Below are 25,527 nucleotides of genomic sequence, written 5' to 3'. Positions count from 1 at the left end.
GATGACTGACCCCGTTTACGTCCTGGGCGGAACCCAGACCGATTTTGCTCGTAACTGGACCAAGGAGGGACTCGGTCTCTTCGACATGTTCGCGGAGATCCTTCCGGCCACACTGTCCGACGCCGGAGTCGACGCGACAGAGGTGGAAGTCATCCATGTGGGAAACCTTGCCGGAGAACTATTTTCCGGTCAGGCACAGCTCGGCGGAATGGTAGTCGCAGCTGAGCCGGGGTTGGACGGAGTGCCGAGCACTCGCCACGAGGCGGCATGTGCGTCGGGTGGCACGGCCGTTCTGGCGGCTTGCGCCGACATTCAGTCCGGACGCTACGACGTGGCCCTGGTGGTCGGCGTCGAATTGATGCGCAACGTTTCGGCGCAGACAGCTGCCGAACACCTGGGCTCGGCAGCCTGGGCGGGCCGTGAGGCAGTAGATGCGACCTTCCCGTGGCCGGCTCTCTTTGCCGAGATCGCGACCGAGTACGACCGGCGCTACGGACTGGATCATGTCGAGTTGGGGCGGTTTGCCGAGATCGCATTTGGTAACGGCGCTACCAATGATCTTGCTCAGACGCGTGATTGGGACTTTCCGGAAGGTTCGTTCGACGAGAATGGCGACGTCAATCCGGTCGTGGAAGGCCTGCTTCGTAAGACGGACTGCGGCCGGATTACCGACGGGGCAGCGGGAGTCATCCTTGCCGGGCCCAAGTTTGCTCAGGCATGGGCTGAGCGCAATGGCCGCACACTCGAAGACGAAGCGAATATCGCGGGCTTCGGGCATCGGACTGCGACGCTGCTGCTCGCAGACAAGTTGGAGCAGAGCGCCGACGCCGATTACATGTTCCCGCATCTGCGCGGTGCCGTGGAGGATGCTTACCGGCGCGCCGGTATCGCGGGCGTGGAAGACCTTGATATGGCGGAAATTCACGACTGTTTCACCATCAACGGTTTGGTCACGCTCGAACATATCGGTGTGGCGGCTCCGGGCAAGGGCGGTCAAGCCGTCACACAAGAGGTAATCGGTCGCAATGGCAGCTTGCCGATCAACCCGGGCGGCGGCCTCCTCGCAAACGGGCACCCTGTGGGCGCCACCGGCGTGCGGATGGTTCTCGACGCCGCAAAACAGGTGACGGGGCGGGCCGGTGAACACCAGATCGACGGTGCGCGTACTGCATTGACGGTCAATATCGGTGGGTCGTTCACCACCGCCGTGTCCACCGTGGTGACGAGAGGCGTCCGATGAGTGGCGACCGCAAAGCCTTTGTCCTCGGTTCTCTCCGAACCCCGCGCGGGAAGTCCTGGGCATCGGGCGGTCTAGCCGGCACAACTCCACTGCAACTGGTGGAGCAGTTGTTGAACGGTTTGGTGACGCGGCTGGGTCTAGACCCAACCGTTGTCGACGAATTTGTCCTTGGTTCCGCCACTCAGGTGGGGCCGCAGGGCGGAAACATCGCCCGTACCGCAATTCTCACTTCTGGCTGGCCCCAACATATTCCAGGCTTAATGGTCAATCGTTTCTGTGCGTCCGGCATCGATGCGGTATCGGTTGCCTCGGCGCTGGTGCGCTCGGGTCAGGCAGACCTCGTGATTGCCGGCGGAGTTGAATCCACATCTTCCGTACCGATGTTCGCCGACAAGGGGCCGCTGTGGGCTGATAACGACGTCATCGAATCCATCGGCAGCGTTCACATGGGTATCGCCGCTGACATTGCCGCGACCGAAGGCGGCTACGAACGTGAAGAACTCGACGCCTACGGGGTACGGACGCAGCATCGCGCTGCCGCTGCGTGGGCCTACGGGTTCTTCGATTCGACCGTCATGCCCGTTCTCGACGGTGCGGGCGCGGTGGCGTTGGATCACGACGAGCACGTGCGAGCCTCGGTCACCGCCGAGCAGCTGGCAGATCTCCCACCGGCATTCGCCGAGCTGGGTGCATCGGGTCAGGACGCTTTGGCGCTGCGACACCTCCCCGAACTGGGGGAGATTCGGCATCTGCACACGCGCGGCACATCGCCGTCCGTCGCTGATGCCGCCGCGATGGTGGTCATCGGAACGGTCGAGGCTGCGCAACGCGCCGGACTGACCCCGCATGCCCGGGTGGTCAGTGCGGCAAGTTCGGGATCGGATCCTGTTCGCATGCTGCACGCGGGGCAGCACGCAATTGAACGGGTGCTGGAACGGACGGGTCATACGCCCGATGATCTCGATGTAGTCGAGTTCGCCGAGGCATTCTCCGCGCTGTGCCTCAAGATTCAGCGTGAGCTGCGCTTCGGCGACGAGCGGTTCAATGTCAACGGCGGAACCATCGCAATGGGCCATGCTTTCGGAGCGACGGGTGCCATTCTCGTCGGCCAGGCCGCGGAGCAACTCAACCGGTCCGGTGGTCGCTACGGTGTGGCGGCGGTCAGCGGTGCGGCCGGACTGGGATCGGCAGTACTACTCGAAGGTGTCCGATGAACACGCGTCTGGAAGTCTCGCTCGGACTGTGGCAGGACCGCCCAGCCGAGGAGGCGCTCGAGACAGCCGCCCTGGCCGACGAGTTGCGATTCCCGGCTCTGTGGATCGGCGAGATGGCCACCTACGACGCGTGCGCCCTCGGCATGGCGGTGGCGGCACATACCGAGCGGATCAGCCTTACCCTGGGGCCTTTTGCTGTCGCCGTGCGCGATCCGATGATGATCGCCATGGGCGTCGCGTCTGTTGGATCGTTGTCCGGACGGACCGTCGACGTGGCGTTGGGGACGTCGAGTCACGTTGTGGTGGAGGAGTGGCATGGCCGGTCCCGGACTCGCTCGGCGCGCGCCCTCGCGGAATCGGCTCGGGCTTTGCGTCCATTGCTTGACGGTGAAAAGTCCTCGTTGGACGGCGAAGTGGTGCGCAGTCACGGTTACCGCTTGCGGCTTCCTCCACCGAGATCGAGTTTGACGGTGGCCGCATTCGGGCCCTCGGCTATTCGTACTGCAGCGCGATACTCGGATCGGATGGTCCTTAACCTGGTGAGCGTCGAAACTGCGCGGCAATTGATCTCGGACCTGCGTAGAGAAGCAGAGGCACTGGACCGGCCGTGCCCGCGGGTTGCCGTCTGGTTGTCTGCCGCGGTGGATGTGGGCAAGCCTGCCATCGACCAGATTCGGCGCGCCGTAGTCGGGTACTTGGCTGCGCCAGGGTATTCGGAGATGTTCGAGCGAGCAGGATTCCGGGATGTGGTGGCCTACGCCCGAACCCGTCCGCATCCGAGGGATCTTCTCGCCAGGGTTCCTGATGAGCTGGTTGCAGCCGTCAGTGTGATCGGCGACAGGGATCAGGCACGGGTGCGAATCGAGGCGTATATCGACGCTGGAGTGGACGATATCGTGTTTCTGCCCTCGGCCACCGACGCAGACCCCGCTGGCGAGCGAACATTGCGCAGCCTTGCCGGTCTCTTTCCGAACAACTCTGCTTAGTTGCAACTTTCGTACATTCTGTTGATCGAAGGAGTGTCAGTTATGGACATCGAAGTTCTGGGCCGCGTTCTGTCCACGATTCCGGACGATGACGATCACCCGTACCGCACTGGTCCGTGGCGTCCGCAAACCACCGAGTGGTCGGCAACCGATTTGGTGGTCGAAGGCGAGATTCCGACAGATCTGAATGGGGTTTATCTACGAAATACCGAGAACCCGGTCCATCCTTCCTTGGGTAACTACCATCCGTTCGATGGTGACGGAATGGTTCATGTTGTCGGTTTTCGTGACGGAGCGGTGTTCTACCGCAATCGGTTTGTCCAGACTGATGGATTTCTGGCAGAACAGGAATCCGGTGGACCACTGTGGACCGGCATCGTAGGCAATCCGAACAAGTCGATTCGTGAGGACGGTTGGGGTGCGCGCGGGCGGCTGAAGGATTCTTCCAGCACGGATGTGAGCTTGCACGCGGGTGTCGCGCTCACCAGTTTCTACCAGTGCGGTGACCTCTACAAACTCAATCCCACCACCCTGGAAACGTTGGGTAAGGCGGATTGGAACGGTCAATTCCCCTCCGATGTCGGGGTATCGGCGCATCCTAAGATCGATACGCGCACCGGCGAGATGCTGTTCTTCAACTACAGCAAAGATGAACCGTACATGCACTACGGCGTCGTCGACGCCGCGGAGCAGCTGGTGCATTACATCGACATTCCGTTGCCCGGGCCGCGGTTACCGCACGACATGGCATTCACCGAGAACTATGCAATCCTCAATGACTGCCCGCTCTTCTGGATCCCGGAGGCGCTCGCTGAAGGCAAGCATGCCACCCGCTTCTATCCCGACATTCCCTTACGAATCGCGGTAGTGCCCAGACGGGGAAACACCTCTGACATCAAGTGGTTCGAGGCAGATCCGACTTTTGTGCTGCACTTCGTCAACGCCTACGAGGAGGGGGAGGAAATTGTCCTCGACGGATTTTACGAGGAGAACCCCGAACCGGTGGACGACGGTGTCGGTTCTGCATATCAACGTGCATTCCGCTTCCTGTCACAGGAACGGATGGGAACGCGTCTGCATCGCTGGCGACTGAACATGCGAACGGGAACGACTCGGGAAGGACATCTTTCGGATCTGGTGACCGAATTCGGTATGATCAATGCCAACCACGGGGGCATCAAGCATCGGTACACCTATGCAGCACAGGCGGTTCCGGGATGGTTCCTGTTCAGCGGACTGGTCAAGCACGACACCCTGACCGGTAAGGAAGAGTCCTATTCCTTCGGGGAAGGCATCTACGGCAGTGAAACCGCGATGGCTCCACGCATCGGTTCGACGAGCGAAGACGACGGCTACCTCATCACCATCGTCTCCGACATGAACAAGGACATCTCGGAATGCCTGGTATTCGATGCGCAACGATTGAGTGATGGTCCGATTGCCCGGGTGCGTCTACCCGAGCGGGTGTCGAGCGGAACACATTCGACGTGGGCGCCTGCTTCCGACCTGCCCGAGTGGAATACCGCTGACAAGATGGAGGATGGGGTCGGACTGTAGCCGTGATCGGCCCAGGGATTTCGGACAGTGGACTCGCTTAGAATGGTGATCTACTGAAATGAGTCAGACGAGCATGAGCAGATCACGGCGATCGTTCTTGGCCGAGTTCAAGGGTGAACTGTGCCGTGAGGTTATCGAGTTGTCCAAGCCGATCAGTGCAGTCGCCAAGACGTACGGGTCGGTGACGACAGCCTGCGCCGATGTCTGACCAAGTATCGCGACACCCACGGCGGCGAAGGCAGTGAACTCACTCTGACCGAACGAGCACGCCTGAACCAACTCGAACGGGAAGTTCGTGAAACTCGTTCCGAGGAAGCAGTTTTGAAAACGGTAGCCTCGTACTTCGCGCGGGAGCCACGGTAGTGGCGAAGTACGAGTTCATCGATTCCTTTGTCGCTGACGACTCCGCGATCGTACCCGTCGTCGATCGTTGCCGCTGGCTCGAGGTGTCGACCTCAGGTTTATACCATGGGCGCAGCAGGCCACAGTCAGCGACCTCGAAGCGTAGAGATGCTTTGGCGGGGCAGGTTCGAGTGTTTTCGACGCGGCACACGGTACCTACGGGTATCGGCGTATCCATGCCGACCTACGCGCCGTCGGCGTCGAGTGTTCCCCGGAATTGGTCCGCTCGATCATGCGTGAACACGAACTCGTCCCGTGTCAGCCGCGTTCGTTTCGGACGACCACGCAATCCGGTGACGACGACGCGGTGCCGGACCTGGTCACGCGGGATTTCACTGCCGATCAGCCAGGGGTCGAATTCGTGGGCGACATTCCCCCAAGCACTTCGTGCTGGGCGGTACCCCCACTAAACATTCATACCTGACAGGGGTTCGTGTACTTATTAGTTACGTGGAATCACACCGAGGGTCGGTTGTTCGTCCCGCGGTGTCACCACGAGCTGAGAGGCCATGTTGACTGTGTCGATGATCTTGGAGGAGAAGTGGCCGGTCCTGCGCCGGCACGAGCGGGCGGCCGAATGGTTGCAGATCTGGACCGATCTGGGGCGGGCGCCGCGCACGATCGACGCGTATGCGCGCGGCTTGGCCGAGTATCTGCTGGTCTGTGAGCGCGAGGACGTCGATCCGGTTGCCGCCACCCGGGCCCACATCGCCTTGTTTGTCAGGGAGTTGCGGACTCGCCCGAGTCAGCGCGGTACCAATGTTGTTGCGTTGGATTCAGGTTCGGGTCTGGCGAACGCGACGCTGCAGCAGCGGCTGGTTTCGGTGCGGTTGTTCTACGGCTTTCTGGTCGAGGAGGGGGTACGTGAGTCCAATCCGGTCGGTCGCGGGCGTTACACGCCGGGCCGGCACTTCGGTGGACAACCCCGGCCGCTGGTCCCGCGGATGGTCAAGTTGCCGTGGATTCCCGGTGAGGCCGAGTGGTTGCAACTGCTTGACAAGTTTCGGCTCGAGCCGATCCGTAACCGGCTGATGCTGGCGCTGGCCTATGATTCGGCACTGCGCCGTGAGGAGTTGTGCTCGCTGCGCACCGACGATCTCGATCCCGCGTACCGCGTGCTGCGGGTGCGGGCGGAGACGACCAAGACCCGTCGGGAGCGGGTGGTGCCGTATTCGGCGGCGACTGGGGTGCTGCTGTCGGGCTACCTCGCCCATCGGGCCAGGATCAGCCGCGCCCGGGGTCCGCTGTTCTTGTCCGAGTCACGGCGCAATTATGGTGAGCCGCTGAGCTTGTGGAGTTGGTCGAAGGTGGTGCGGCGGGTCGCGTTGACTGCTGATGTTCCGCAGTTCTCCACGCATTCAACCCGACACCTGTGTCTGACTGACCTGGCGCGAATGGGTTGGGAGTTGCATGCGATCGCAACGTTCGCTGGGCACCGTTCCACCGAGTCGACGCTGACTTATATTCACCTGTCGGGCCGCGATCTTGCGGAGAAGTTGAATCGTTCGATGACGCACCTGCATGCGCAGCGCATCAGCATGCTCACCGCACCCGACGGGATGGGTCCGGCGTGACCGCCGCGGTTCGTGCCGTCGGCAAGGCGGATCTCACGTGTCCGGCGTGGACGTTTCCGGTGTCCTTCGAACTCTACGATCGGTGGGAGGAGCTGTCCGACGCGGAGCGCCGCGCACTGCGTGACTTGGGACCGAAGGCGTTGCGCCGCAATAGAGCACGGGGAATCCCACGCCGGACTGCGGCCCACCGGACGGCGCTGGCGCGGCTCGTCGAGCCGCTCGACGCCGCGCGGGCCGGGTTGCATCATGGCGATAACGCCCGGTTTCGGCGGGCCGGGGCGCACGCGGCCGCGATCATCTTGCAGCATTGCGCGGACACCGGCCGGTCCTACTGGGCGTGGACGACCGGGGACTGGGCGCAGCTGTGCGGTTCGAGCGCCGAGGGGTTCGTCGCGGCCAGGGAACTGCCTACCGAGAGCACAGTGCGTCCCTTCCTCCTCGCGCTGGCCTATCTGATCGGTGGCTTCGATGCCTTCCAACTATTGGGCACATTCAACCGGCTGCATCTGGCTCGCCTCGTCTTCGGCGCCGAGGCGATCGAGGAGTCGATGCGCCAGGTCAGCGCGGTCTTGGATCAGTGGGGCTACCGCGGTGTCTTGAGCGGTAAGCACCGACTGCGCGGGGTGCTCGGCCAGGTCCTGCTGATCAACCGCAGCCCCAGACTCAAGGACCTCGATACCGCGGCATTCGAGCGACTGCGCGTGCACCCAGCCACCAACGATCACCAGGGCGAGATGCTCTACGCGCTGCACCGTGCCGTCGCCGCACTTCGGCACTGCGACCCGCCGGCGCGCACCGCAGGCAACCCCTATGCGGTCATCGAGGGGACCACCGACAGCTGGGCCAACTGGGTCGCCCGGTGGCACGACACCTCCGCGCTCACCCCGCGGGTCCGCAGGACCATCCGCACCATTATGGCCAAGGCCGGGCGGTGGCTGGCCGCTGAGCATCCTGAGATCACCGAACCCAGGCAATGGACCCGTCAGACCAGTGCCGCCTGGGTCGCGGCCGTGGACCGCATGAGCGTCGGCGACTACGTCCAACGCCGCGACCACCTCCACTCCCGCACCGGAGACCCGATATCCCCACGTACCAAAGCCCACATTCTCATGGCCACCCGCACCTTCTTCCGCGACTGCCAGGAGTGGGAATGGATCGGTCGTCGCTTTGACCCGGCCCGCGCACTCGCGTTGCCGCGCAGCGTGTCCGCCCTGATCGGCACTAACCCGCGTGTCATTGCCGACGATGTGTGGGCGAAGCTGTTGTGGGCCGGGCTCAATCTCGACTCAAGTGACCTGCCCGGTAATTCCGCCGACACCTATTACCCGATGGAGCTGATCCGGGCGATCACGCTGACCTGGCTGTTCGGCGGACTGCGCAGTGACGAGCTATCGCGACTGCAATGTGGCTGCGTGCGTTGGCAATACGACGGTCAGCCCATTGCTGCCGACTCACCCGATGTGCTCGCCGAGGACGCCGTCTGCCTGCTGGAGGTGCCCGTTCACAAGACCGGTACCGCGTTCACCAAACCTGTCGATCCTCTTCTGGGACAGGCGATCGAGGCCTGGCAGGCACTGCGCCCGCCTCAGCCGAGCACACTCGACCGCAAGACCAGCGAGCGGGTGGCCATGCTCTTCGCTGTCCGCGCGCACCCCGTCGCGAAGAACTACATCAACCGCACGATCATCCCTGCGCTCTGCGCCAAGGCCGGTGTCCCGGGCAGCGACGCCCGCGGCAACATCACCAGTCACCGGGCCCGTTCCACGATCGCGACCCAGCTCTACAACGCCAAGGAACCGATGACACTGTTCGAGCTGCAGGCCTGGCTCGGCCACCGCTCACCGAACACCACGCAGCACTACGCGAGAATCACCCCAAACACCCTGTCCAAAGCTTATGCCGAAGCCGGCTACTTCGCCCGCAACGTCCGCACCATCGAGGTGCTCGTCGACCGCGACGCCGTCACCTCCGGTGCCGCCGCCACCGGCCAACCCTGGCAGCACTACGACCTCGGCCACGGCTGGTGCAGCTACACATTTTTCGAGCAGTGCCAGCACCGGATGGCCTGCGCGCGCTGCGACTTCTACACCCCGAATGACTCCAGCAATGCCCAGCTACTCGAGGCCAGCGGCAACCTGCAGCGCATGCTCACCAGCATCCCACTCACCGACGACGAACGCGCCGCCGTCGATGATGGACACACCGCCATCGCCTCGTTGCTCGACAGCCTCACCGACGTCCCCACACCAGCCGGACCCAGCCCACGAGAGATCGGCGCGTCCCCGACCATGACCCTGCTGCCGATCGTGCAAGTCCGACACGGAGAACCAGGATGAACTTGACAATCTTGATTCCACATAATGGCGATGGTGATCGACTGCTTCCCCCGGAAAGTCGTGGGCTGGTCGATCGCCGATCACATGCGCACCGAGTTCATCGCAACCGCACTCAAAAATGCTGCTGCGACCAGCCTGATCGAGGCGGGAGCGTCCATTGCAGTTGCCGGCAGCACATCAACGCGGCCTGCATGTAACCATCTCCAGTGTCCGAAATTCTCGCGTCAGATCAGTTTCCGGACCTCGTAGATCCCGATCCCGACGCGATTCTCACCGGAGACGGGCGCTTGATCACCGAAACGTGGATTCCGTGGCTCGCGCCGAGCAGCGACGATGTGGCGCTGCCCGACACGAAAAAGCCGCCGAATTATCTCTGACCTCTAGCTGAGAGGTTCAGATCCGTTCGATGATGGTGCCGGTGGACAAAGCCCCACCTGCGCACATGGTGATCAATGCTGTCGAACCGTTGCGACGCTCGAGCTCGTGGAGCGCGGTGGTGATGAGTCGAGAACCTGTGCTGCCGACCGGGTGACCGATTGCCAAGGCGCCACCGTTGACATTGACCTTGTCCATATCGGGCTTGTGCACCGCAGCCCAGGACAACAGAACCGAAGCGAAGGCCTCGTTGACCTCGAACAGGTCCAGGTCACCGATCTTCATCCCGCTCTGCTCGAGCACCCGAGTGGTGGCCTGCACCGGGCCGTCGAGGTGGAACTCCGGCTCCGCTCCGACCAGGCACTGCGAGACGATGCGTGCACGAGGGGTGAATCCAAGCTCTCTGGCGCGGTCCTCATCCATCAGAATGACGGCTGCGGCGCCGTCGGAAATCTGCGAAGAAGTACCTGCCGTGTGCATTCCGCCGTCCATCACGGGCTTCAACTTCGCCAGCGATTCGGCCGTCGTGTCGCGCAAGCCCTGATCCCTGCTCACGGTCTCGTCGCCGACCTGCACCGACATGACTTCACGGTCGAAGCGTCCCTCTTCCCATGCCGCCTTCGCGAGGGCCTGTGACCGAACGCCGAGGGTTTCGAGGTCGGCTCGGGTGATGCCGCGGCGTCGTGCAATCCGTTCTGCCGCTTCGAACTGATTCGGCAGGTCGATGCTCCACGACTCGGGCCGCCTCGTTCCGGCGTTCTCGCCGATATTGGCGCCCAGAGGAACACGGCTCATGGCTTCGACACCGCAGGCCATTCCGGTGTCGATGGCTCCGATCGAAATCAAGCCGGCGATCAGATGGTTGGCCTGTTGCGCCGACCCGCACTGAGCGTCGATCGTCATGGCACCGGACTGCCACGGCAGGCCCGCGTGAAGCCATGCAGTCCTGGTGACGTTGTTCGATTGTTCACCGGCCTGGGTGACGCATCCACCGATGACTTGCTGGACCAACTCGGGGGCGATGCCGAGCCTCTCGATTGCACCGGTCTGGGCGAGGCCGAGCAATTCGGCAGCGTGCAGACCCGACAGCCATCCACCTCGCTTGCCGATGGGTGTACGGACGGACTCGACGATAACGGGATTGCCCACTGCGGGCTCCTCTCTTGTCATTCGAAAGTAGAACAGGTTCCATCTTACTGTTAATGGCGGTTGACCGTATCTTCTTCCCTATCTCGACCCCTTGTGTTTGAATAAAGCTAGAACGTGTTCCATAAGAGCGTGGCCCGTAAAAGTGGCTCCAAGCAGGAGCGCAGCCTGCTCGGCGGCCCCGAACAGGACCGCAGCCTGTGCATCGACCCAAGAAACTGTCAGGAGAGCAAGTGACAGACCTACATCAGGACCTCATTCGTCCCGATTTGCCGGAGGGCTTCGACCCGACCGACCCCGATATCTACGAGCACAGGATACCGGTCGAAGAGTTCGCCGAGCTTCGCAAGACAGCTCCGGTCTGGTGGTGCCCGCAGCCGCGCAATGTCGGTGGATTCGACGACGACGGATATTGGGTCGTCACCAAGCACGCCGAGATCAAAGAGATCTCCAAGCGCAGCGACGTGTTCTCGAGCTTCGAGAACACCGCGATGCCGCGATTCAACGACGACATCACGCGCGAGCAGATCGAACTGCAGCGCTTCGTGCTGATCAACCAGGATGCCCCCCAACACACCAAGACCCGCAAGATCGTCGCGAAGGGATTCACCCCTAGGGCGATCGGTGGCCTGCACGACGAGCTCGAGCGCCGTGCGCAGGCGATCGTCAAGAAGGCTGCAGAGAACCCGACCGGTGACTTCGTCACCGAAATCGCCTCGGAGTTGCCGTTGCAGGCCATCGCCGATCTGCTCGGGATCCCGCAGGAGGATCGCAAGAAGATCTTCGATTGGTCCAACGAGATGACCGCCTACGACGATCCGGAGTTCGACATCGACCCGGTAGAGGCGTCGGCCCAGATCCTCGGGTACGCGTACGGCCTCGCGGATGAGCGTCGAAAGTGCCCCAAGGACGACATCATCACCACCCTGATCAACGCCGACATCGACGGTGATCACCTCGCACCCGAGGAATTCGGCTTCTTCGTGATCATCCTTGCCGTCGCGGGCAACGAGACCACCCGCAACGCGCTCACACACGGAATGGGTGCGTTCATCGACAATCCTGAGCAGTGGGAGTTGTACAAGAAGGAGCGCCCGGACACCACGGCCGACGAAGTCGTCCGTTACGCCACCCCGGTCACCTCCTTCCAGCGCACCGCGAAGGAAGATTTCGACCTGAACGGCACCACGATCAAGGCCGGCGACCGAGTCGTGATGTTCTACGGCTCCGCGAACTTCGACGAAGATGTCTTCGAGGACCCGTACAAGTTCGACATCCTGCGAGACCCGAACCCCCACCTCGGCTTCGGTGGCCACGGCGCCCACTACTGCATCGGGGCGAATCTCGCGCGGATGGAGATCAACCTGATGTTCAACGCGATCGCCGACCACATTCCCGATATCTCCAAGCTCGGCGATCCACGTCGACTGCGTTCGGGATGGCTCAACGGAGTCAAGGAATTCCAGGTCGACTACAAGGGCGGCTGCCCAGTCCCGCACTAGCCCGGTAGCAAACACGAGAGCGGCAGTACGTCTTCGAAAGGCGTACTGCCGCTCTCGTATGTGTAGGGCGTCTAAATGAACTTCTCCGCGAACTTCCGAAGCGAGTCCTGCTTCGCTTCCAGTGGACCGTCGAATCCGATGCCGTCGAATATCCAAGGCACCGAGATGACGTCGGTGACACCGGCGTCTTCGAGTTCGGCGTAACCGTCCTTACCGAAGCGGTCGACGCACACGGTCTGGATCTCGAAAGGCTTGTCAGCGGTGCCGTACTCCTCGCGCAGTTCTCGCAACCGGGCGATGACGGTGACCAGATCGTCGAACTTGATCATCGCCGAGGTCCACCCGTCGCCCACCCGAGCGGCACGCCGTAGCGCCACATCGGTGTGCCCGCCGACATAGAACGGAACCGGCTTCGTCGGTGCCGGACTCATCTGAAGCTTGTCGAAATCGAAGAACTCGCCGTGGTACTCAACCATGCCGCCGCCGAGGATCGCCTTGATGACCTCGATCATCTCGTCGACGCGTTTGCCGCGCTTGGCATACGGTGCCCCGCACCATTCGAATTCCTCTGGAGCCCAGCCGATCCCAACGCCGAAGCCGAATCGATTGTCGGTCAATGCAGCAACCGAACCTACCTGGCGGGCAAGCAGAACCGGATTGCGAGACCCGAGCTTGAGGACCTGGGTATAGAACCCGATAGTCGAGGTCACTGCACCCATCGCTGCCGCCGCGATGAGCGGATCGACCCAGGGGGTCTCGGCATTCCACATTCGTGTGCCATCAGGTGTGTACGGATAGTCCGTCGACTGGGTTTCCATGTAGAACAGCGAATCCGGCAGCGCGATCGAAGAAAACCCGCACTCCTCGGCCGTCTTCGCCAGTGTCGGCAGTTCGTGTAGCGGTGTCATTGCAATACCGACCGTGTACTTCATAGCTGTTCGCTCCCTACGACCCACATCGAGAAATATTGGGACCCTCCGCCGTAGGCGTGGCCGAGGGCTTTCTTGGCATTGTCCACCTGGTGGTCGCCCGCGCGGTGCATAACCTGCATTGCAGCCTCGGCAAACCTGATCATTCCCGACGCCCCAATGGGGTTGGACGACAGAACGCCGCCGGAGCAGTTGACCGGGAGCTTGCCGCCCATGGCCGTGTCGCCTGCTTCGGTCAGTTTCCATCCCTGACCCTCCGGCACGAATCCGAGGTTCTCGAGCCACATCGGTTCGAACCACGAGAACGGAACATAGATTTCAGCGACGTCGATCTCTTCGAGAGGATCGGTGATTCCCGCTGCTTTCCACAGTGCCGCAGCCGCATCCCGGCCCGCCTGCGGATTGACCTGGTCGCGCCCGGCGAACGTCGTCGGCTCGGTGCGCATCGACGTAGCGTGGATCCAGGCGACCTTCTTACCGTCCGCCTCGCGTGCGTGGGCAGTAGCCTCGTCGCCGATCACCACCGCGCAGGCCCCATCGGACGACGGGCACGTCTCGTCGTAACGGATCGGGTCCCACAACATCTGTGATGCCTGAACCGACTCGAGGGTGATGTCCGGGTGCTTGAGGTGCGCGTAGGGATTCCGGCTCCCGTTGAGCCGGTCCTTCACCGCCACCATCGCGCCGATGTGCTCGGGTGCATTCGAACGGCGAATGTACGAGCGGATGTGCGGCGCAAAATATCCACCGGCGCCCGCACCGACGGGCATGTTGAACGGCACCGGAATCGACAAGGCCCACATGGCATTGCTCTCCGATTGCTTCTCCCAAGCTACGGCGAGAACACGTTTGTGTACGCCCGACTGCACCAACGACGACGCCACGATGGCCGTCGAGCCACCTACCGAGCCGGCAGTGTGGACGCGCAGGAGTGGCTTTCCGGTGGCGCCGATAGCGTCGGCCATGAACAACTCGGGCATCATGACGCCTTCGAACAGGTCAGGTGCCTTGCCGATGACGACCGCATCGATGTCGTCCCACGACACTTCGGCGTCGATCATCGCACGGTCGATCGCCTCGCGGACGAGTCCGGACATCGAGACGTCGTGTCGCTTGGCGACATAGTGAGTCTGGCCGGTACCCAATACCGCAGCGGGTTGCTTGCTCACTTATCTTCCCTCCATGACGGCGACCAAGTTCTGTTGTAGCAGTGGGCCGCTCGTTGCATGCGCGAGAACCCGACCGGCACTGCCGTCGAAGATCCTCGACGCCGCATGGCCGATTCGCTCGAGTCCGGCGGAGAACATCGGGTTCCCCACCAACGTGCCACCGGAGGGATTGATCGTCGCGGTATCGGGGAGCCAGTCGGAGAGAATCAATTCCTGATGGGTGAACGGTGCGTGCAGTTCGGCCAGTTCGATTCCGGCAAGATCGCCGCCCGACGCTTTCACCGCGGCGTTGTATGCCGAGGGGGCGGTCGTCAGATCCCTTGCGCCGAAGTTCGGTGAGTCGATCAGATGCTCGATTCCGCTTATCCACGCGGGGTTTTCGCGGAGAGAACGCGCACGATCACCCGCAGCGAGCACGATCGCCGACGCACCATCGGTCACCGGCGCGCAATCGTGTGCGCGTAGGGGATCGGCGATGTAGTCCGTCTGCAGCAATTTTTCGATGTCGAGGTTGCCGGACAACTGTGCCACCGGATGCGCGTTTGCACGATTGCGGACGGCGACCTCGGCCATTGCTCGCGCGTCCCACTTCCCGGCGTCGATCCCGGCGCGCGCCTGCAGGCCGGCAATGGACAGCGAATCCGGCCACAGCGGAGCGACTAGGTAGGGATCGAGTTGCATCGCAAGAATTTTCGCCAGAGTTCCCGCCGACGACTTTCCGAAGCCGTACACCAGAGCTGTCTCGACCTCGCCCGTCATCAGTTTGATCCAGGCCTCGTACAGTGCCCATGCCGCATCCATCTCGACGTGAGACTCGTTGATCGGTGGGACCGCACCGATGGCGTCGATCGCGGAAATGAAGGAAAAGGCCCGTCCGGCCAGGTAGTCGGAAGACCCCGAGCACCAGAATTCGATGTCGGACTTCGTGATTCCCAACTCGGCATACAGCTGCTGGAAACATGGAACCAGCATCTCGACGCCGTTGGTGGTACCCGCCGTCTGCGCGACATTCGGTGCCTGTGCGAAGCCCACCACTGCGATATCGGTCATGCTCTCGCCCCTCAGAGGTGGTGCTTGTAGGTGTCGTACTCGGCGTCGGGCTCACCCGTCGGCCGGAAATACTCGATGTTCTCGAGCGTGTAACCCCATTCCTCGCGCGGCTTCCACTTGGCCTCGACCCGCATTCCCATTCGGACCTCAGCCGGATCGCATTCGAGAATCAAATGCTGAAACGGAATGTCGGCACCGTCGAGCAGCACATATGCCGCAATGTACGGGGGCTTGATCTTCTGGCCCTTGAACGGCACATTGACGATGCAGTAGGTCGTCATGACGCCGTGATCGGGTAGTTCGACCTTCTCCGTCGTCGGACGCCCATCCGTCGGGCTTGCGCCACGCGGAGGGACGTACACCTTGCCCTCGGAATCTGTTCGGCCCCCGATGAAGCGCCCTTCGGCGAGACCACGGAGGTAGTAGCTTTCCTCGGCCGAGGCAGTGTGGGTGTACTCGAGTCGGACAGGGGTGGTGATCATCTCGACGGGTTCCCCGGATTCACCCTCGGGTTCCGGTCCGGATTCCTCTGCTCGATCCGCAGGTTCGAAGCACACGACGTCGTGAATGTCGCCGGTGCGGTCCTGCGCCCATCGCGGCTGGACGCGCATGCCGGTGGACATCCGATCCGAGGACTCTGCGTCGACGGCATGAAGGAGTGAGGTGTCGGCGCCGTCGAGCTGGATCAACGCGAAGGCGAAAGGGTGATCGAGAGGGTGATCGTCGAACGGAGTCGCTACCCAGGACCAAGAAGTTACGGTGCCGGTGGAACCGACGTCGACGAAGTCGGTAACGGGTTCTTTTGTAAGGGAGTCGTATTCGGGTGGGGGTACGTATACCCGCCCGTCGCTTCCTCGTCCGCCGATAATTTGCTTGCGGCGCAGGCCCGTCAAAAATGCCCCGATCGTCGGCCCGACAGAGCGGGTGTAGTCGAAGGCGTTGTTCAAGGGCGCGCTGAGTGGTGTACTCACCATAGTCACATTTTTCAGTAGAACAGGTTCTCATTATGGTGGCAAGACCGCGCTACGGGAAGGCTCGCGAATGAAGCTCGGATTACAGCTCGGATACTGGGGTGCGCAGCCGCCGACCGGCACGGGAGGACTCGTCGACGCGGCCGAGGCTGCCGGCTTCGACGCCATCTTCGCCGCCGAATCCTGGGGGTCGGACGCGTTCACTCCGTTGGCGTGGTGGGGTGCACGGACGGAATCGGTGCAGCTCGGTACTTCGGTTGCTCAGTTATCCGCTCGTACACCGACGAATTGCGCCATGCACGCCCTGACGCTGGACCACTTGAGCGGAGGGCGGGCGATCCTGGGCCTAGGTGTCTCGGGCCCCCAGGTCGTCGAGGGCTGGTATGGGCAGCCGTTCTCCAAACCCCTCGCTCGTACGCGGGAATACGTCGACATCGTGCGGCAGGTTCTCGCCCGCGAAGCCCCGGTAACCAGTGCCGGGCCACATTATCCGCTGCCGGTGGACGGAACAGGAATGGGTAAGCCACTCAAGCCGATCACGCATCCGCTGCGCGCGGATCTGCCGATCTGGCTGGGTGCGGAAGGTCCCAAGAATGTTGCCCTCGCCGCCGAAATCGCCGACGGCTGGCTGGCAATCTACTATTCGCCGAGGCTCGCATCGATGTACAACGGGTGGCTCGACAAGGGGTTCGCACGCCCGGGCGCGCGCCGCAGCCGGGCCGATTTCGAAGTTGCTGCCACCTGCCAGGTAGTGCTCACCGACGATCGGGCTGCCACCATCGCGCGGCTCAAACCGACCATCGCGCTGTACGTGGGAGGCATGGGCGCGCCGGAATCGAACTTTCACGCCCAGGTGTACAACCGCATGGGCTACGACCGCGAAGTAGCCGAAATCGGCAAGCTCTATCAGTCCGGGCGTAAGGACGAGGCCGCAGCGACGGTGCCCGATGAAATGGTTGCCGAAACGATGATCATCGGAAATGCCGATTTCGTCCGCGAAGAGGTGAAGCGGTGGGAGGATGCGGGCGTCACGATGCTTCTGGTGACCGCAGATACTGCAGATCGAGTATATGAACTCGGGGCCTTGCTCAAGGGGAAGAACGCGTTCTAGATTTGAGGGCCATGACCGTCGACACCGATACGCAGACTCGCAACGGTGGATTGTGGAACTTCGCTGCCGAGGAACCTGATCCAATCGCCTTGGTGGATCCGATCGGCGGCGAGTGCAGTTTCGGCGAGATGGTCAATCACCCCGAGATCGCGGATATCGCGGTATTCGGTGTACCCCAGGAGGATTCAGGTGAAGAGATCAAGGTCGTCGTGCAACCGGAGGCAGGTGTCGAGCCCCGCGACGAACTCACCGACGCGCTAGATCGGATCGTGCTGGACGTGTTCCATCGGCGTACCGTGCCTGCGCAGTGCGTACATGGTCGTACGCACCATCGAAGGGGATCCGGAGATCTGAATCTGCCGGTCCGCCCATGAGCCGAATTGCGTTACGACAGTGCCGATCTGACCGTAGAGTTGCCGGTGCATTCCCCACGGCAGTTCACGCGTCGGACCGGAGTGCCACCATGGGTCTTCGTAATCCTCGGTCACCGGAACCACAGTCAACCAAGGATTCGACAGCGAAATCTGCCACAGCGTTTCGATGTCGTACAGATCGCACGGGTAGACGCCGCTGACGAACAGGTGAACGCGGGGGTTGGCGCTGCGCATCGCCATGTCCATGATCTGCGCTCGCAGCGGCGCGATCCCGGTTCCGCCGGCAATCATCAGCACGTCCTCGGGGCTGTTTCGATCGATGGACATGCCGCCGAGGGGAGGGCTTATTGCCCATCTGTCGCCGACCGTCACCTCGGAGACCATCGCGGGACTGACCCATCCCCCCGAGACACGCCGAACGTGAAATTCGATCTCTCCCTGCGGATTGCTCGGAATCGCCGGTGAGAGGTATCGCCACAAATTGGGACGTTGCGGAATCCGAACGCTGACGTACTGGCCCGGGTAGTAGGGAATCGGCGCGTCGACCTTCAGTCGAATGATTGCCAGATCGTCGAGGACTCGGTGATGCTCTACGACGGTTGCACCCCAATACGGCGGCAACTCGTCATTGTCCGCGGCTACCGCCATGCTGCGGCTCACTTCGTCGAGCGTGTCGGTCCAGGCTGCTTCGACCTCTTCGGTCCACACCTCGTTACCCACGAAACCACGGAAGGCTGCAATGAGCGCGGACTGCCCGGCGCGAAAGTGGGCGCCGGTGATTGCGTGCTTTCGGTGATCGCGACCGAGTTGCTCCAGAAACGGTTCGGCCCGATCCGGTTTGTCGAGATTGTCGAATATGTAGCCCAGAGCGAGAACGAAATGGCGACGAAGTTGATCCATCGACACCGGAAACAGCGTCCGGAAATCCGGATTCTGTGCGAACAGGTGTGCAAAAAAGGAGCGAGCCAACCGATCCGGACCATCCTCGGCGGCTTGCACCGATTTGAAACCGGCCCGGATCAGGGCTATAGCTCGCTCGTCCTGCATGAACCAACCTCCGTCCCAGTAGCCGCCTACCAAACTAGACGAACGGAGGTGACGATAGTCGACCTCTACTCGATCAGGCGCCGCTCTTCACCGTGGTCCGCAGAACTCCGTCGACCATTTCGACGACATTGTCCATGGCGGATAGATGAGAGTGGTCGTGTGTGACGACCACTGTAGCGGTCGCGTTGCGGTGCGTCAGGGTGGTGATGAGGTCCAGGATTGCCGCACCGCGTTCTTGGTCCAGCGCACTGGTGGGCTCGTCGACGAGCAACACTGCGGGGTCGTTCATCATGGCTCTGACGATGTTGACCCGCTGACGTTGACCACCCGACAATTGGTTCGGTCGCTTGTCGGCTTCCTTGCTCAGCCCGACGGAATCGAGCATCGCCAACGCCTTTTCTTTCGCCGCCCGCGGAGAGTGACCGTTGATGTGTGCGATGACCTGTAGCTGCTCGACTGCGGTCAACGAGGGGAGCAGGTTCGGTTGTTGGAAAACCATGCCGACCTTGTTGCGGCGCAGAGTGGTCAAATCGCCGCGGGAGAGTGAATCGGTCGAAACCCCGTCGATGACGACGTGTCCGTGGTCGGGTGTGATCAGGGTTGCCGCGACGGCGAGAAGACTGGACTTCCCGGAGCCGGACGGCCCGATGATCGCTGTCATCGTGCCCTTTTCGACGGTCAAGTCGACGCTGTCCAACGCGGTCAGGCGGCCGGCGCCGTCAGGGTAGGTGAGGGTGATGTCGGTCAGGTTCAAGCTCATCGTGCGCTCCCGAGTGCAGTAAGGGGGTCAACCGAGGTGATGCGGTTGATGGACAGCCCGGCGCCCATCGCGCCGAGAATGATGATGATCAGTGCTGGCAGTGCCACCGTGCCGACATCGAGTACGAACGGGACTGCCCCGCCGACCAAGGCTCCGACGCCGGCAGCGAGTGCGGTTCCGATCGCCGTCCCTGCGGTCAGAAGTAGGACCGCTTGGCCGAGCGCATCTCGCAACAGGTAGCCGGTGGACGCGCCGAGGGCTTTGAGTACGGCCACGTCACCGGTGCGCTGGATGGTCCACACGGTGAAGAATGCGCCGATTACCAGCGCCGAGATTGCGAACATGAATACGCGCATCAGCTGGAGCGAACCATTTTCCGAAGTGTAGGAACCGATTGCAGATTTGGCGTCGGACGTGGTCACGGTGTCGGTACCGATCTGCGCGTCGGCTGCAGCCAGGTCGGCAGTGTCGCCGCTGGTGGTCAAACCGATCACGGTGGCCGACAGCGGACCGGTCGACGAGCCGCCGGTCAGGGTCTGCCATGCGGCCAGGTCCATGAAGATCACCGGGGTGTGGCTGTAGGAGGCGTCGCCGTCGATCGCCGCGACGGTCAGACGCTGTCCACCGAGGCGGAAGTCGTCGCCGGTGCTCACGTCGAGCTCGTCGGCTGCGGAAGTCGACAACACGGCAGTTCCGGGAACTATGCGGTCTGATTCGGGTGCCAGGGCCGAGCCTTGCTGCACGCCGAAGGCAGAGATTGCAGCACTGTGCTCACCGGCCTCGGCCTTGGTGGTGGTGATGCCGAGGGGGTCGGCTCGGTCGACGCCGTCGACGCTCGACCACTGTTGCCACATGGATTCGGAGACAGTGGAGTCGGTGAACGACACCGACTTACCCGCGGCAGGCTCGGAAAACGCCAGCCGGTCCGCTGACAGGCCGGTGATGGCGGATGTGCTTTCCTTCCCGAGCCCTGCGGTGAGCCCGGACAACAGGCCGACCAACATGGTGATCAGGATGATGACGGTGCCCATCAGGGCGAACCGCCCCTTGGCGAACAGTAGATCTCTCCAGGCGACGAACACGGCTTTTTTTGCCTCTCCTTGCATGCCACCGAATCGGGTCTCGGTGACTGACCTCAACTCTGGTCGGAACCTGCGTGTTCGGCATCGACCGGCAGACTGCATAGGTGAGGCCGTTAGGGGGAGGGCCCGCTACACCTTTCGGACGATGCAGTTGCGGGGTCGACCTCGATAGGCTGGGGTATCTATGGATCCGTCTTCGAACACCCCACTCGTTCGCGTACTGCGCGGCTGCCTACATCTGATGTTCGTCGCATTGGTTGCGCTTTCGATCGTGCGGGCGGTTCTGGGCGATGCGCCGGACGTGGTCGCGATCGTCGTCATCGCGGTGCTTCTCGGCGCGGTGTACACAGCAGGTGCGTTGTGGCCGAGGGCGCGGACCTCGCGATCGGCGGCCGCGCAGTGGTTGGTAGTGGTAGGTGTCCTGTGGATCGCGTTGCTCGTGTTGAGTCCGGAGGCCGTGTACGTAGCTTTTCCGCTCTACTTCCTGCAACTACACCTGCTGTCCCCCAGATGGGGGTTGACCGCAGTCGTGGCGACGACGATCGCGGCGATCGGCGGTTTCTCCTGGCATCAGGGTGCACTCACTGTGGGAGTCGTCATCGGACCGGCGCTCGGAGCGACGGTCGCCGTTGCGGTGGTGTTCGGGTACGACGCTCTTTACCGGGAGAGCGAACAGCGGCGCAGGCTCATCGAGGAGCTCACTGCGACCCGCGGAGAACTGGCGGCGGCCGAGCATGCGGCAGGGGCCCTCGCAGAGCGTGAGCGTCTTGCCCGCGAAATCCACGACACCTTGGCGCAGGGCCTGTCGAGTATTCAGTTACTGCTGCGTGCGTCGGAACGAATGCTCCCCGAGCGGCCGGACGAAGCGCGAGAACACGTCGTCCATGCCCGGGAGACGGCAGTGAGCAATTTGGAGGAAGCCCGGCGTTTCGTTCGAGCCCTCACTCCACCCGACCTCGAGAACAGTTCGCTCTCTGCAGCCTTGGAACGTCTGTGCGCCAATGCCTTTCATGCCGGTGGGCCGGTCGTCGATTGGACATTGTCGGGCACTCCGGTTCCATTGCCGATCGCGCACGAGGTCGCATTACTCCGGATCGCACAATCTGCACTCGCCAACGCGGTTCAGCACAGTCAAGCCGATCGAGTGGCAGTGACGCTGAGCTACATGGACACCGAAGTCGCCCTCGATGTCGTCGACGACGGAGTGGGTTTCGATCCCGATGCGCTTCCTCCTCGCACGGATCGAGGATTCGGGTTACCGGGGATGCGCGCCCGAGCCCGCTCGTTGCACGGCACGATGGTGGTGGAAACGGCCCCTGGCGAGGGCACGGCTATCGCGGTCACGTTGCCGTTGGAGGTTCGCGCATGATTCGCCTTCTGCTCGCGGACGATCACCCGGTTGTGCGCGCCGGATTGCGGGCGGTATTGGAAACCGAACCCGACTTTCAGGTTGTCGCCGAGGCTCGGACCGCCGAGGAAGCGATCGAACGGTCCGCCGAACTCGATGTCGACGTCGTGCTGATGGACCTGCAGTTCGGTCCCGGAATGAACGGTGCCGAAGCTATCGCGGTGATCAGTGCTCGTCCGGACGGGCCGCACGTGTTGGTGCTGACGACCTACGACACCGACGCGGACATCCTTGCCGCCATCGAGGCCGGGGCAGCAGGCTATCTGCTGAAGGATGCACCCCCGGAGGAGCTCGCGGCTGCGGTTCGCACTGCGGCTTCGGGCAAGTCCGCGCTCGCACCCTCGATCGCCTCGCGGCTGATGGACCGGATGAGGACGCCGGACAACGCGCTGACTCTGCGGGAGATCGAGGTACTGGGGTTGGTGGCAGAGGGCCTCTCCAACCTGCAGATCAGTCAGCAACTGTTCTTGAGCCAAGCCACCGTCAAGTCCCACCTCGCGCACATCTACACCAAGTTGGGCGTGGATTCGCGGACCTCGGCGGTTGCCGCCGCGACTTCTCGTGGGCTGATGCGACGCTGACAGAGCCACTTGTGCGAACTTGAGCGGAACAGACTCAACTTGAGTAGTGTTACATCCAGCGACACACGAAACGCTCAGTCGAGAAAGTAGGTGACCGGTGGACAGCTTCACCCCCACAACGAAAACGCAGGCCGCGCTCAGCGCAGCTTTGCAAGCCGCGTCCGCAGCGGGAAACCCGGATATTCGCCCGTCGCATTTGTTGGTGGCGTTGCTGGACCAAACGGACGGCATCGCATCGCCCTTGTTGAAGGCCGTCGGTGTCGACCCGATTGCGGTGCGTACCGAAGCGCAAAAATTGGTCGACCGCTTGCCCTCCGCGACAGGGTCGACAACCACTCCTCAGCTCGGACGTGAGGCTCTTGCAGCCATCACTGCAGCGCAAGCGCTGGCTACCGAACTGGACGACGAGTACGTCTCCACCGAACATCTGATGGTCGGCCTCGCAACAGGTAGTTCCGACGTCGCCAACCTCCTCACCGGACTCGGTGCAGGCGCCAACGAGCTACGCGACGCATTCCAAGCTGTCCGAGGGAGTGCCCGCGTCACCAGCGCCGATCCCGAGAGCACATACCAAGCCCTCGAAAAGTACAGCACCGATCTGACGGCTCAGGCTCGCGAAGGCAAGCTCGATCCGGTCATCGGCCGCGACACCGAGATCAGGCGCGTCGTACAGGTCCTCTCGCGTCGTACCAAGAACAATCCAGTTCTCATCGGCGAGCCCGGTGTCGGCAAGACAGCCATAGTGGAGGGACTTGCGCAGCGGATCATCGCCGGTGACGTGCCGGAAAGCCTGAAAGGTAAGACCGTGGTCTCGCTCGACCTCGGCTCGATGGTCGCGGGCGCCAAGTTCCGCGGTGAGTTCGAGGAGCGGCTCAAGGCCGTACTCGACGACATCAAGAACTCCGCTGGACAGATCATCACCTTCATCGACGAGCTGCACACCATCGTCGGCGCAGGCGCGAGCGGTGAGTCGGCAATGGACGCCGGCAACATGATCAAGCCGATGCTCGCCCGCGGTGAACTGCGACTCGTGGGAGCCACGACACTCGAGGAGTACCGCAAGTACATCGAGAAGGATGCCGCCCTCGAACGGCGATTCCAGCAGGTCTACGTCGGCGAACCCTCGGTCGAGGACACCGTCGGAATTCTGCGTGGACTCAAGGAACGGTACGAGGTGCACCACGGCGTCCGCATCACCGACTCGGCGCTCGTTGCTGCTGCCACACTGAGCGACCGCTACATCACAGCACGGTTCCTACCGGACAAGGCGATCGACCTGGTCGACGAGGCCGCGTCGAGGCTCCGCATGGAAATCGACTCACGGCCCGTCGAAATCGACGAGGTGGAGCGGTCGGTTCGTCGGCTCGAGATCGAAGAGATGGCACTCGAGAAGGAGACCGACGATGCGTCGAAAGCTCGGCTCGAGAAGCTGCGCGCCGAGTTGGCGGACTCCCAGGAGAAGCTCAACCAGTTGAGCACCCGCTGGCAGAACGAGAAGACGGCCATCGACTCCGTGCGTGTTCTCAAAGAAGAGCTCGAGAACCTACGCGGTGAATCCGAACGCGCCGAGCGCGACGGCGACCTCGGCAAAGCCGCGGAACTGCGTTACGGCCGGATCCCGACTCTCGAGAAGGAGCTCGCAGCCAAGACCGAGTCGACGCCCGCTCAGGAAGGGCTCATGCTCAAGGAAGAGGTCGGCCCGGACGACGTCGCCGATGTCGTCGCGGTCTGGACCGGAATTCCCGCAGGCCGGATGCTCGAGGGGGAGACGGCGAAGTTGCTGCGCATGGAAGACGAGCTGGGCAAGCGCGTCGTCGGCCAGAAGGATGCCGTCCAAGCGGTGTCCGACGCGGTCCGCCGAGCACGCGCCGGGGTCGCCGATCCGAACCGTCCGACAGGATCGTTCCTGTTCCTCGGTCCGACCGGCGTCGGTAAGACCGAGCTCGCGAAAGCGCTCGCGGACTTCCTGTTCGACGACGAACGCGCAATGGTTCGCATCGACATGAGCGAGTACAGCGAGAAGCACGCAGTAGCGCGATTGGTCGGTGCACCTCCCGGCTACGTCGGGTACGAAGCAGGCGGGCAGCTCACCGAAGCAGTCCGCAGGCGTCCATACACCGTCGTACTGTTCGACGAGGTCGAGAAGGCGCACCCGGACGTTTTCGACATCCTGCTCGCCGTGCTCGACGAGGGCAGATTGACCGACGGCCAGGGCCGCACCGTCGACTTCCGCAACACCATCTTGATCCTCACCTCGAACCTCGGGGCAGGCGGTGACAAGGATCAGGTCATGGATGCGGTCCGTCGGGCCTTCAAGCCGGAGTTCGTCAACCGCCTCGACGACGTCGTCGTGTTCGACGCATTGTCCGAGGAACAGCTCGAGTCGATCGTCGACATCCAGCTCGGCCAATTGGCCAAGCGTCTTGCTGCTCGACGGCTGACGCTCGAGGTCTCCTCGGCGGCGAAGATGTGGTTGGCGTCGCGCGGCTACGACCCCTTGTACGGGGCTCGTCCACTGCGCAGGCTGACCCAGCAGGCAATCGGCGATCAGCTTGCCAAGCTGCTGTTGGCGGGCAAGGTTCGCGACGGCGATGCCGTCTCGGTGGACGTTTCTCCCGACGGGGATCAGCTGGTTCTGAGCTGACGAACGCTCCGCTGATGGAAGTAGGGCCCACCGGATACTTTTCGGTGGGCCCTACTTCGGACGTACCCT

Annotated in this window: 21 protein-coding genes and 1 pseudogene; 14 read left to right on the top strand and 8 right to left on the bottom strand. The window is 62.6% G+C overall.

All coding sequences use genetic code 11. From position 1 onward, the window contains the following. Position 1 precedes the first annotated feature (1 nt). From BJI47_RS13470 to BJI47_RS24120, 8 genes and pseudogenes are all read left to right on the top strand, one after another. The gene (locus BJI47_RS13470) at positions 2-1,240 is read left to right on the top strand and encodes an acetyl-CoA acetyltransferase (protein WP_088944187.1); all 1,239 of its coding nucleotides are present in this window, start codon (positions 2-4) and stop codon (positions 1,238-1,240) included. Beyond that, positions 1,237-2,454, top strand: a complete 1,218-nt coding sequence (locus BJI47_RS13465) for an acetyl-CoA C-acyltransferase (RefSeq protein WP_088944186.1) — start codon at positions 1,237-1,239, stop codon at positions 2,452-2,454. The genes BJI47_RS13470 and BJI47_RS13465 overlap by 4 nt, the downstream gene beginning before the upstream one ends. Next, positions 2,451-3,440, top strand: coding sequence for an LLM class F420-dependent oxidoreductase (locus BJI47_RS13460; protein ID WP_088944185.1), 990 nt, complete (start codon positions 2,451-2,453; stop codon positions 3,438-3,440). Before BJI47_RS13465 ends, BJI47_RS13460 begins: the two co-directional genes overlap by 4 nt. A 42-nt stretch (positions 3,441-3,482) precedes the next feature. Beyond that, positions 3,483-4,997, top strand: a complete 1,515-nt coding sequence (locus BJI47_RS13455) for a carotenoid oxygenase family protein (RefSeq protein WP_088944184.1) — start codon at positions 3,483-3,485, stop codon at positions 4,995-4,997. A 73-nt stretch (positions 4,998-5,070) separates the two neighbouring features. Continuing rightward, a pseudogene (locus BJI47_RS24660) lies at positions 5,071-5,772 on the top strand (IS3 family transposase); the annotation flags it as partial. Between the two features lie 151 nt (positions 5,773-5,923). Then, entirely contained in the window at positions 5,924-6,973 is a 1,050-nt protein-coding gene (locus BJI47_RS13440) for a site-specific integrase (RefSeq protein ID WP_254900595.1), read from the top strand. Further along, on the top strand, positions 6,970-9,309 hold the full coding sequence (locus BJI47_RS13435; RefSeq protein WP_176224846.1) for a tyrosine-type recombinase/integrase: 2,340 nt from the start codon (positions 6,970-6,972) through the stop codon (positions 9,307-9,309). The genes BJI47_RS13440 and BJI47_RS13435 overlap by 4 nt, the downstream gene beginning before the upstream one ends. Before the next feature lie 206 nt (positions 9,310-9,515). After that, positions 9,516-9,686: a hypothetical protein gene (locus BJI47_RS24120; protein WP_176224845.1), complete on the top strand. Its 171-nt coding sequence runs from the start codon at positions 9,516-9,518 to the stop codon at positions 9,684-9,686. Between the two features lie 16 nt (positions 9,687-9,702). Here BJI47_RS24120 and BJI47_RS13430 read toward each other — a convergent pair whose 3' ends face one another. Beyond that, on the bottom strand, positions 9,703-10,833 hold the full coding sequence (locus tag BJI47_RS13430) for a steroid 3-ketoacyl-CoA thiolase (RefSeq protein WP_088944181.1): 1,131 nt from the start codon (positions 10,831-10,833) through the stop codon (positions 9,703-9,705). Positions 10,834-11,063: 230 nt separating this feature from the next. On the opposite strand from BJI47_RS13430, the gene BJI47_RS13425 reads away from it, so the two are divergent. After that, positions 11,064-12,332 carry a cytochrome P450 gene (locus BJI47_RS13425; protein ID WP_088944180.1) on the top strand — a complete coding sequence of 423 codons (1,269 nt, stop codon included), beginning with the start codon at positions 11,064-11,066 and terminating at the stop codon, positions 12,330-12,332. A gap of 71 nt (positions 12,333-12,403) precedes the next feature. Here BJI47_RS13425 and BJI47_RS13420 read toward each other — a convergent pair whose 3' ends face one another. Genes BJI47_RS13420 through BJI47_RS13405 form a run of 4 tightly spaced genes read right to left on the bottom strand, consistent with a single transcriptional unit; the run spans position 12,404 to position 16,454 of the window. Then, positions 12,404-13,264, bottom strand: coding sequence for a TIGR03619 family F420-dependent LLM class oxidoreductase (locus tag BJI47_RS13420; RefSeq protein ID WP_088944179.1), 861 nt, complete (start codon positions 13,262-13,264; stop codon positions 12,404-12,406). Continuing rightward, positions 13,261-14,430, bottom strand: coding sequence for a thiolase domain-containing protein (locus BJI47_RS13415; RefSeq protein ID WP_088944178.1), 1,170 nt, complete (start codon positions 14,428-14,430; stop codon positions 13,261-13,263). The genes BJI47_RS13420 and BJI47_RS13415 overlap by 4 nt, the downstream gene beginning before the upstream one ends. Then, positions 14,431-15,480 carry a thiolase domain-containing protein gene (locus BJI47_RS13410; RefSeq protein ID WP_088944177.1) on the bottom strand — a complete coding sequence of 350 codons (1,050 nt, stop codon included), beginning with the start codon at positions 15,478-15,480 and terminating at the stop codon, positions 14,431-14,433. 11 nt (positions 15,481-15,491) lie between these two features. After that, the gene (locus BJI47_RS13405; RefSeq protein WP_088944176.1) at positions 15,492-16,454 is read right to left on the bottom strand and encodes a Zn-ribbon domain-containing OB-fold protein; all 963 of its coding nucleotides are present in this window, start codon (positions 16,452-16,454) and stop codon (positions 15,492-15,494) included. A 67-nt stretch (positions 16,455-16,521) separates the two neighbouring features. Between BJI47_RS13405 and BJI47_RS13400 the strand changes: the two genes are divergently transcribed. After that, on the top strand, positions 16,522-17,562 hold the full coding sequence (locus BJI47_RS13400) for an LLM class F420-dependent oxidoreductase (protein ID WP_088944175.1): 1,041 nt from the start codon (positions 16,522-16,524) through the stop codon (positions 17,560-17,562). Positions 17,563-17,573: 11 nt separating this feature from the next. Beyond that, positions 17,574-17,936, top strand: coding sequence for a hypothetical protein (locus BJI47_RS13395; RefSeq protein WP_088944174.1), 363 nt, complete (start codon positions 17,574-17,576; stop codon positions 17,934-17,936). Here BJI47_RS13395 and BJI47_RS13390 read toward each other — a convergent pair. From BJI47_RS13390 to BJI47_RS13380, 3 genes are all read right to left on the bottom strand, one after another. Next, on the bottom strand, positions 17,820-18,983 hold the full coding sequence (locus BJI47_RS13390) for an FAD-binding oxidoreductase (RefSeq protein WP_125458731.1): 1,164 nt from the start codon (positions 18,981-18,983) through the stop codon (positions 17,820-17,822). The two genes, BJI47_RS13395 and BJI47_RS13390, sit on opposite strands and share 117 nt — an antisense overlap. Positions 18,984-19,056: 73 nt before the next feature. Next, positions 19,057-19,743: an ABC transporter ATP-binding protein gene (locus BJI47_RS13385; protein WP_088944172.1), complete on the bottom strand. Its 687-nt coding sequence runs from the start codon at positions 19,741-19,743 to the stop codon at positions 19,057-19,059. Then, positions 19,740-20,825, bottom strand: coding sequence for an ABC transporter permease (locus BJI47_RS13380; RefSeq protein WP_088944266.1), 1,086 nt, complete (start codon positions 20,823-20,825; stop codon positions 19,740-19,742). The genes BJI47_RS13385 and BJI47_RS13380 overlap by 4 nt, the downstream gene beginning before the upstream one ends. Positions 20,826-21,009: 184 nt before the next feature. Between BJI47_RS13380 and BJI47_RS13375 the strand changes: the two genes are divergently transcribed. The 3 genes from BJI47_RS13375 (at position 21,010) to clpB (ending at position 25,458) form a co-directional block, all read left to right on the top strand. Further along, positions 21,010-22,194 (top strand): sensor histidine kinase, encoded by a 1,185-nt coding sequence (locus BJI47_RS13375; protein WP_176224844.1) that lies wholly within the window; start codon positions 21,010-21,012, stop codon positions 22,192-22,194. Beyond that, the gene (locus BJI47_RS13370; RefSeq protein ID WP_088944171.1) at positions 22,191-22,814 is read left to right on the top strand and encodes a response regulator transcription factor; all 624 of its coding nucleotides are present in this window, start codon (positions 22,191-22,193) and stop codon (positions 22,812-22,814) included. The genes BJI47_RS13375 and BJI47_RS13370 overlap by 4 nt, the downstream gene beginning before the upstream one ends. Positions 22,815-22,911: 97 nt before the next feature. Next, positions 22,912-25,458: an ATP-dependent chaperone ClpB gene (clpB, locus tag BJI47_RS13365; protein ID WP_088944170.1), complete on the top strand. Its 2,547-nt coding sequence runs from the start codon at positions 22,912-22,914 to the stop codon at positions 25,456-25,458. Positions 25,459-25,527 lie beyond the last annotated feature (69 nt).

Source organism: Rhodococcus sp. 1168 (genome assembly GCF_002091955.1).
Classification (GTDB): domain Bacteria; phylum Actinomycetota; class Actinomycetes; order Mycobacteriales; family Mycobacteriaceae; genus Rhodococcoides.
This window is presented reverse-complemented; position numbering and strand designations above follow the sequence as displayed.

Excerpts from the sequence above, each read along its gene's own strand:
- BJI47_RS13375 (WP_176224844.1), top strand. The coding sequence starts at position 21,010 with ATGGATCCGTCTTCGAACACCCCACTCGTTCGCGTACTGCGCGGCTGC.
- BJI47_RS13470 (WP_088944187.1), top strand. The coding sequence starts at position 2 with ATGACTGACCCCGTTTACGTCCTGGGCGGAACCCAGACCGATTTTGCT.
- BJI47_RS13460 (WP_088944185.1), top strand. The coding sequence starts at position 2,451 with ATGAACACGCGTCTGGAAGTCTCGCTCGGACTGTGGCAGGACCGCCCA.
- BJI47_RS13385 (WP_088944172.1), bottom strand. The coding sequence starts at position 19,743 with ATGAGCTTGAACCTGACCGACATCACCCTCACCTACCCTGACGGCGCC.
- BJI47_RS13400 (WP_088944175.1), top strand. The coding sequence starts at position 16,522 with ATGAAGCTCGGATTACAGCTCGGATACTGGGGTGCGCAGCCGCCGACC.
- BJI47_RS13390 (WP_125458731.1), bottom strand. The coding sequence starts at position 18,983 with ATGCAGGACGAGCGAGCTATAGCCCTGATCCGGGCCGGTTTCAAATCG.
- BJI47_RS13405 (WP_088944176.1), bottom strand. The coding sequence starts at position 16,454 with ATGGTGAGTACACCACTCAGCGCGCCCTTGAACAACGCCTTCGACTAC.
- BJI47_RS13465 (WP_088944186.1), top strand. The coding sequence starts at position 1,237 with ATGAGTGGCGACCGCAAAGCCTTTGTCCTCGGTTCTCTCCGAACCCCG.
- BJI47_RS13370 (WP_088944171.1), top strand. The coding sequence starts at position 22,191 with ATGATTCGCCTTCTGCTCGCGGACGATCACCCGGTTGTGCGCGCCGGA.
- BJI47_RS13410 (WP_088944177.1), bottom strand. The coding sequence starts at position 15,480 with ATGACCGATATCGCAGTGGTGGGCTTCGCACAGGCACCGAATGTCGCG.
- BJI47_RS13440 (WP_254900595.1), top strand. The coding sequence starts at position 5,924 with ATGATCTTGGAGGAGAAGTGGCCGGTCCTGCGCCGGCACGAGCGGGCG.
- BJI47_RS13455 (WP_088944184.1), top strand. The coding sequence starts at position 3,483 with ATGGACATCGAAGTTCTGGGCCGCGTTCTGTCCACGATTCCGGACGAT.
- BJI47_RS13420 (WP_088944179.1), bottom strand. The coding sequence starts at position 13,264 with ATGAAGTACACGGTCGGTATTGCAATGACACCGCTACACGAACTGCCG.
- BJI47_RS13395 (WP_088944174.1), top strand. The coding sequence starts at position 17,574 with ATGACCGTCGACACCGATACGCAGACTCGCAACGGTGGATTGTGGAAC.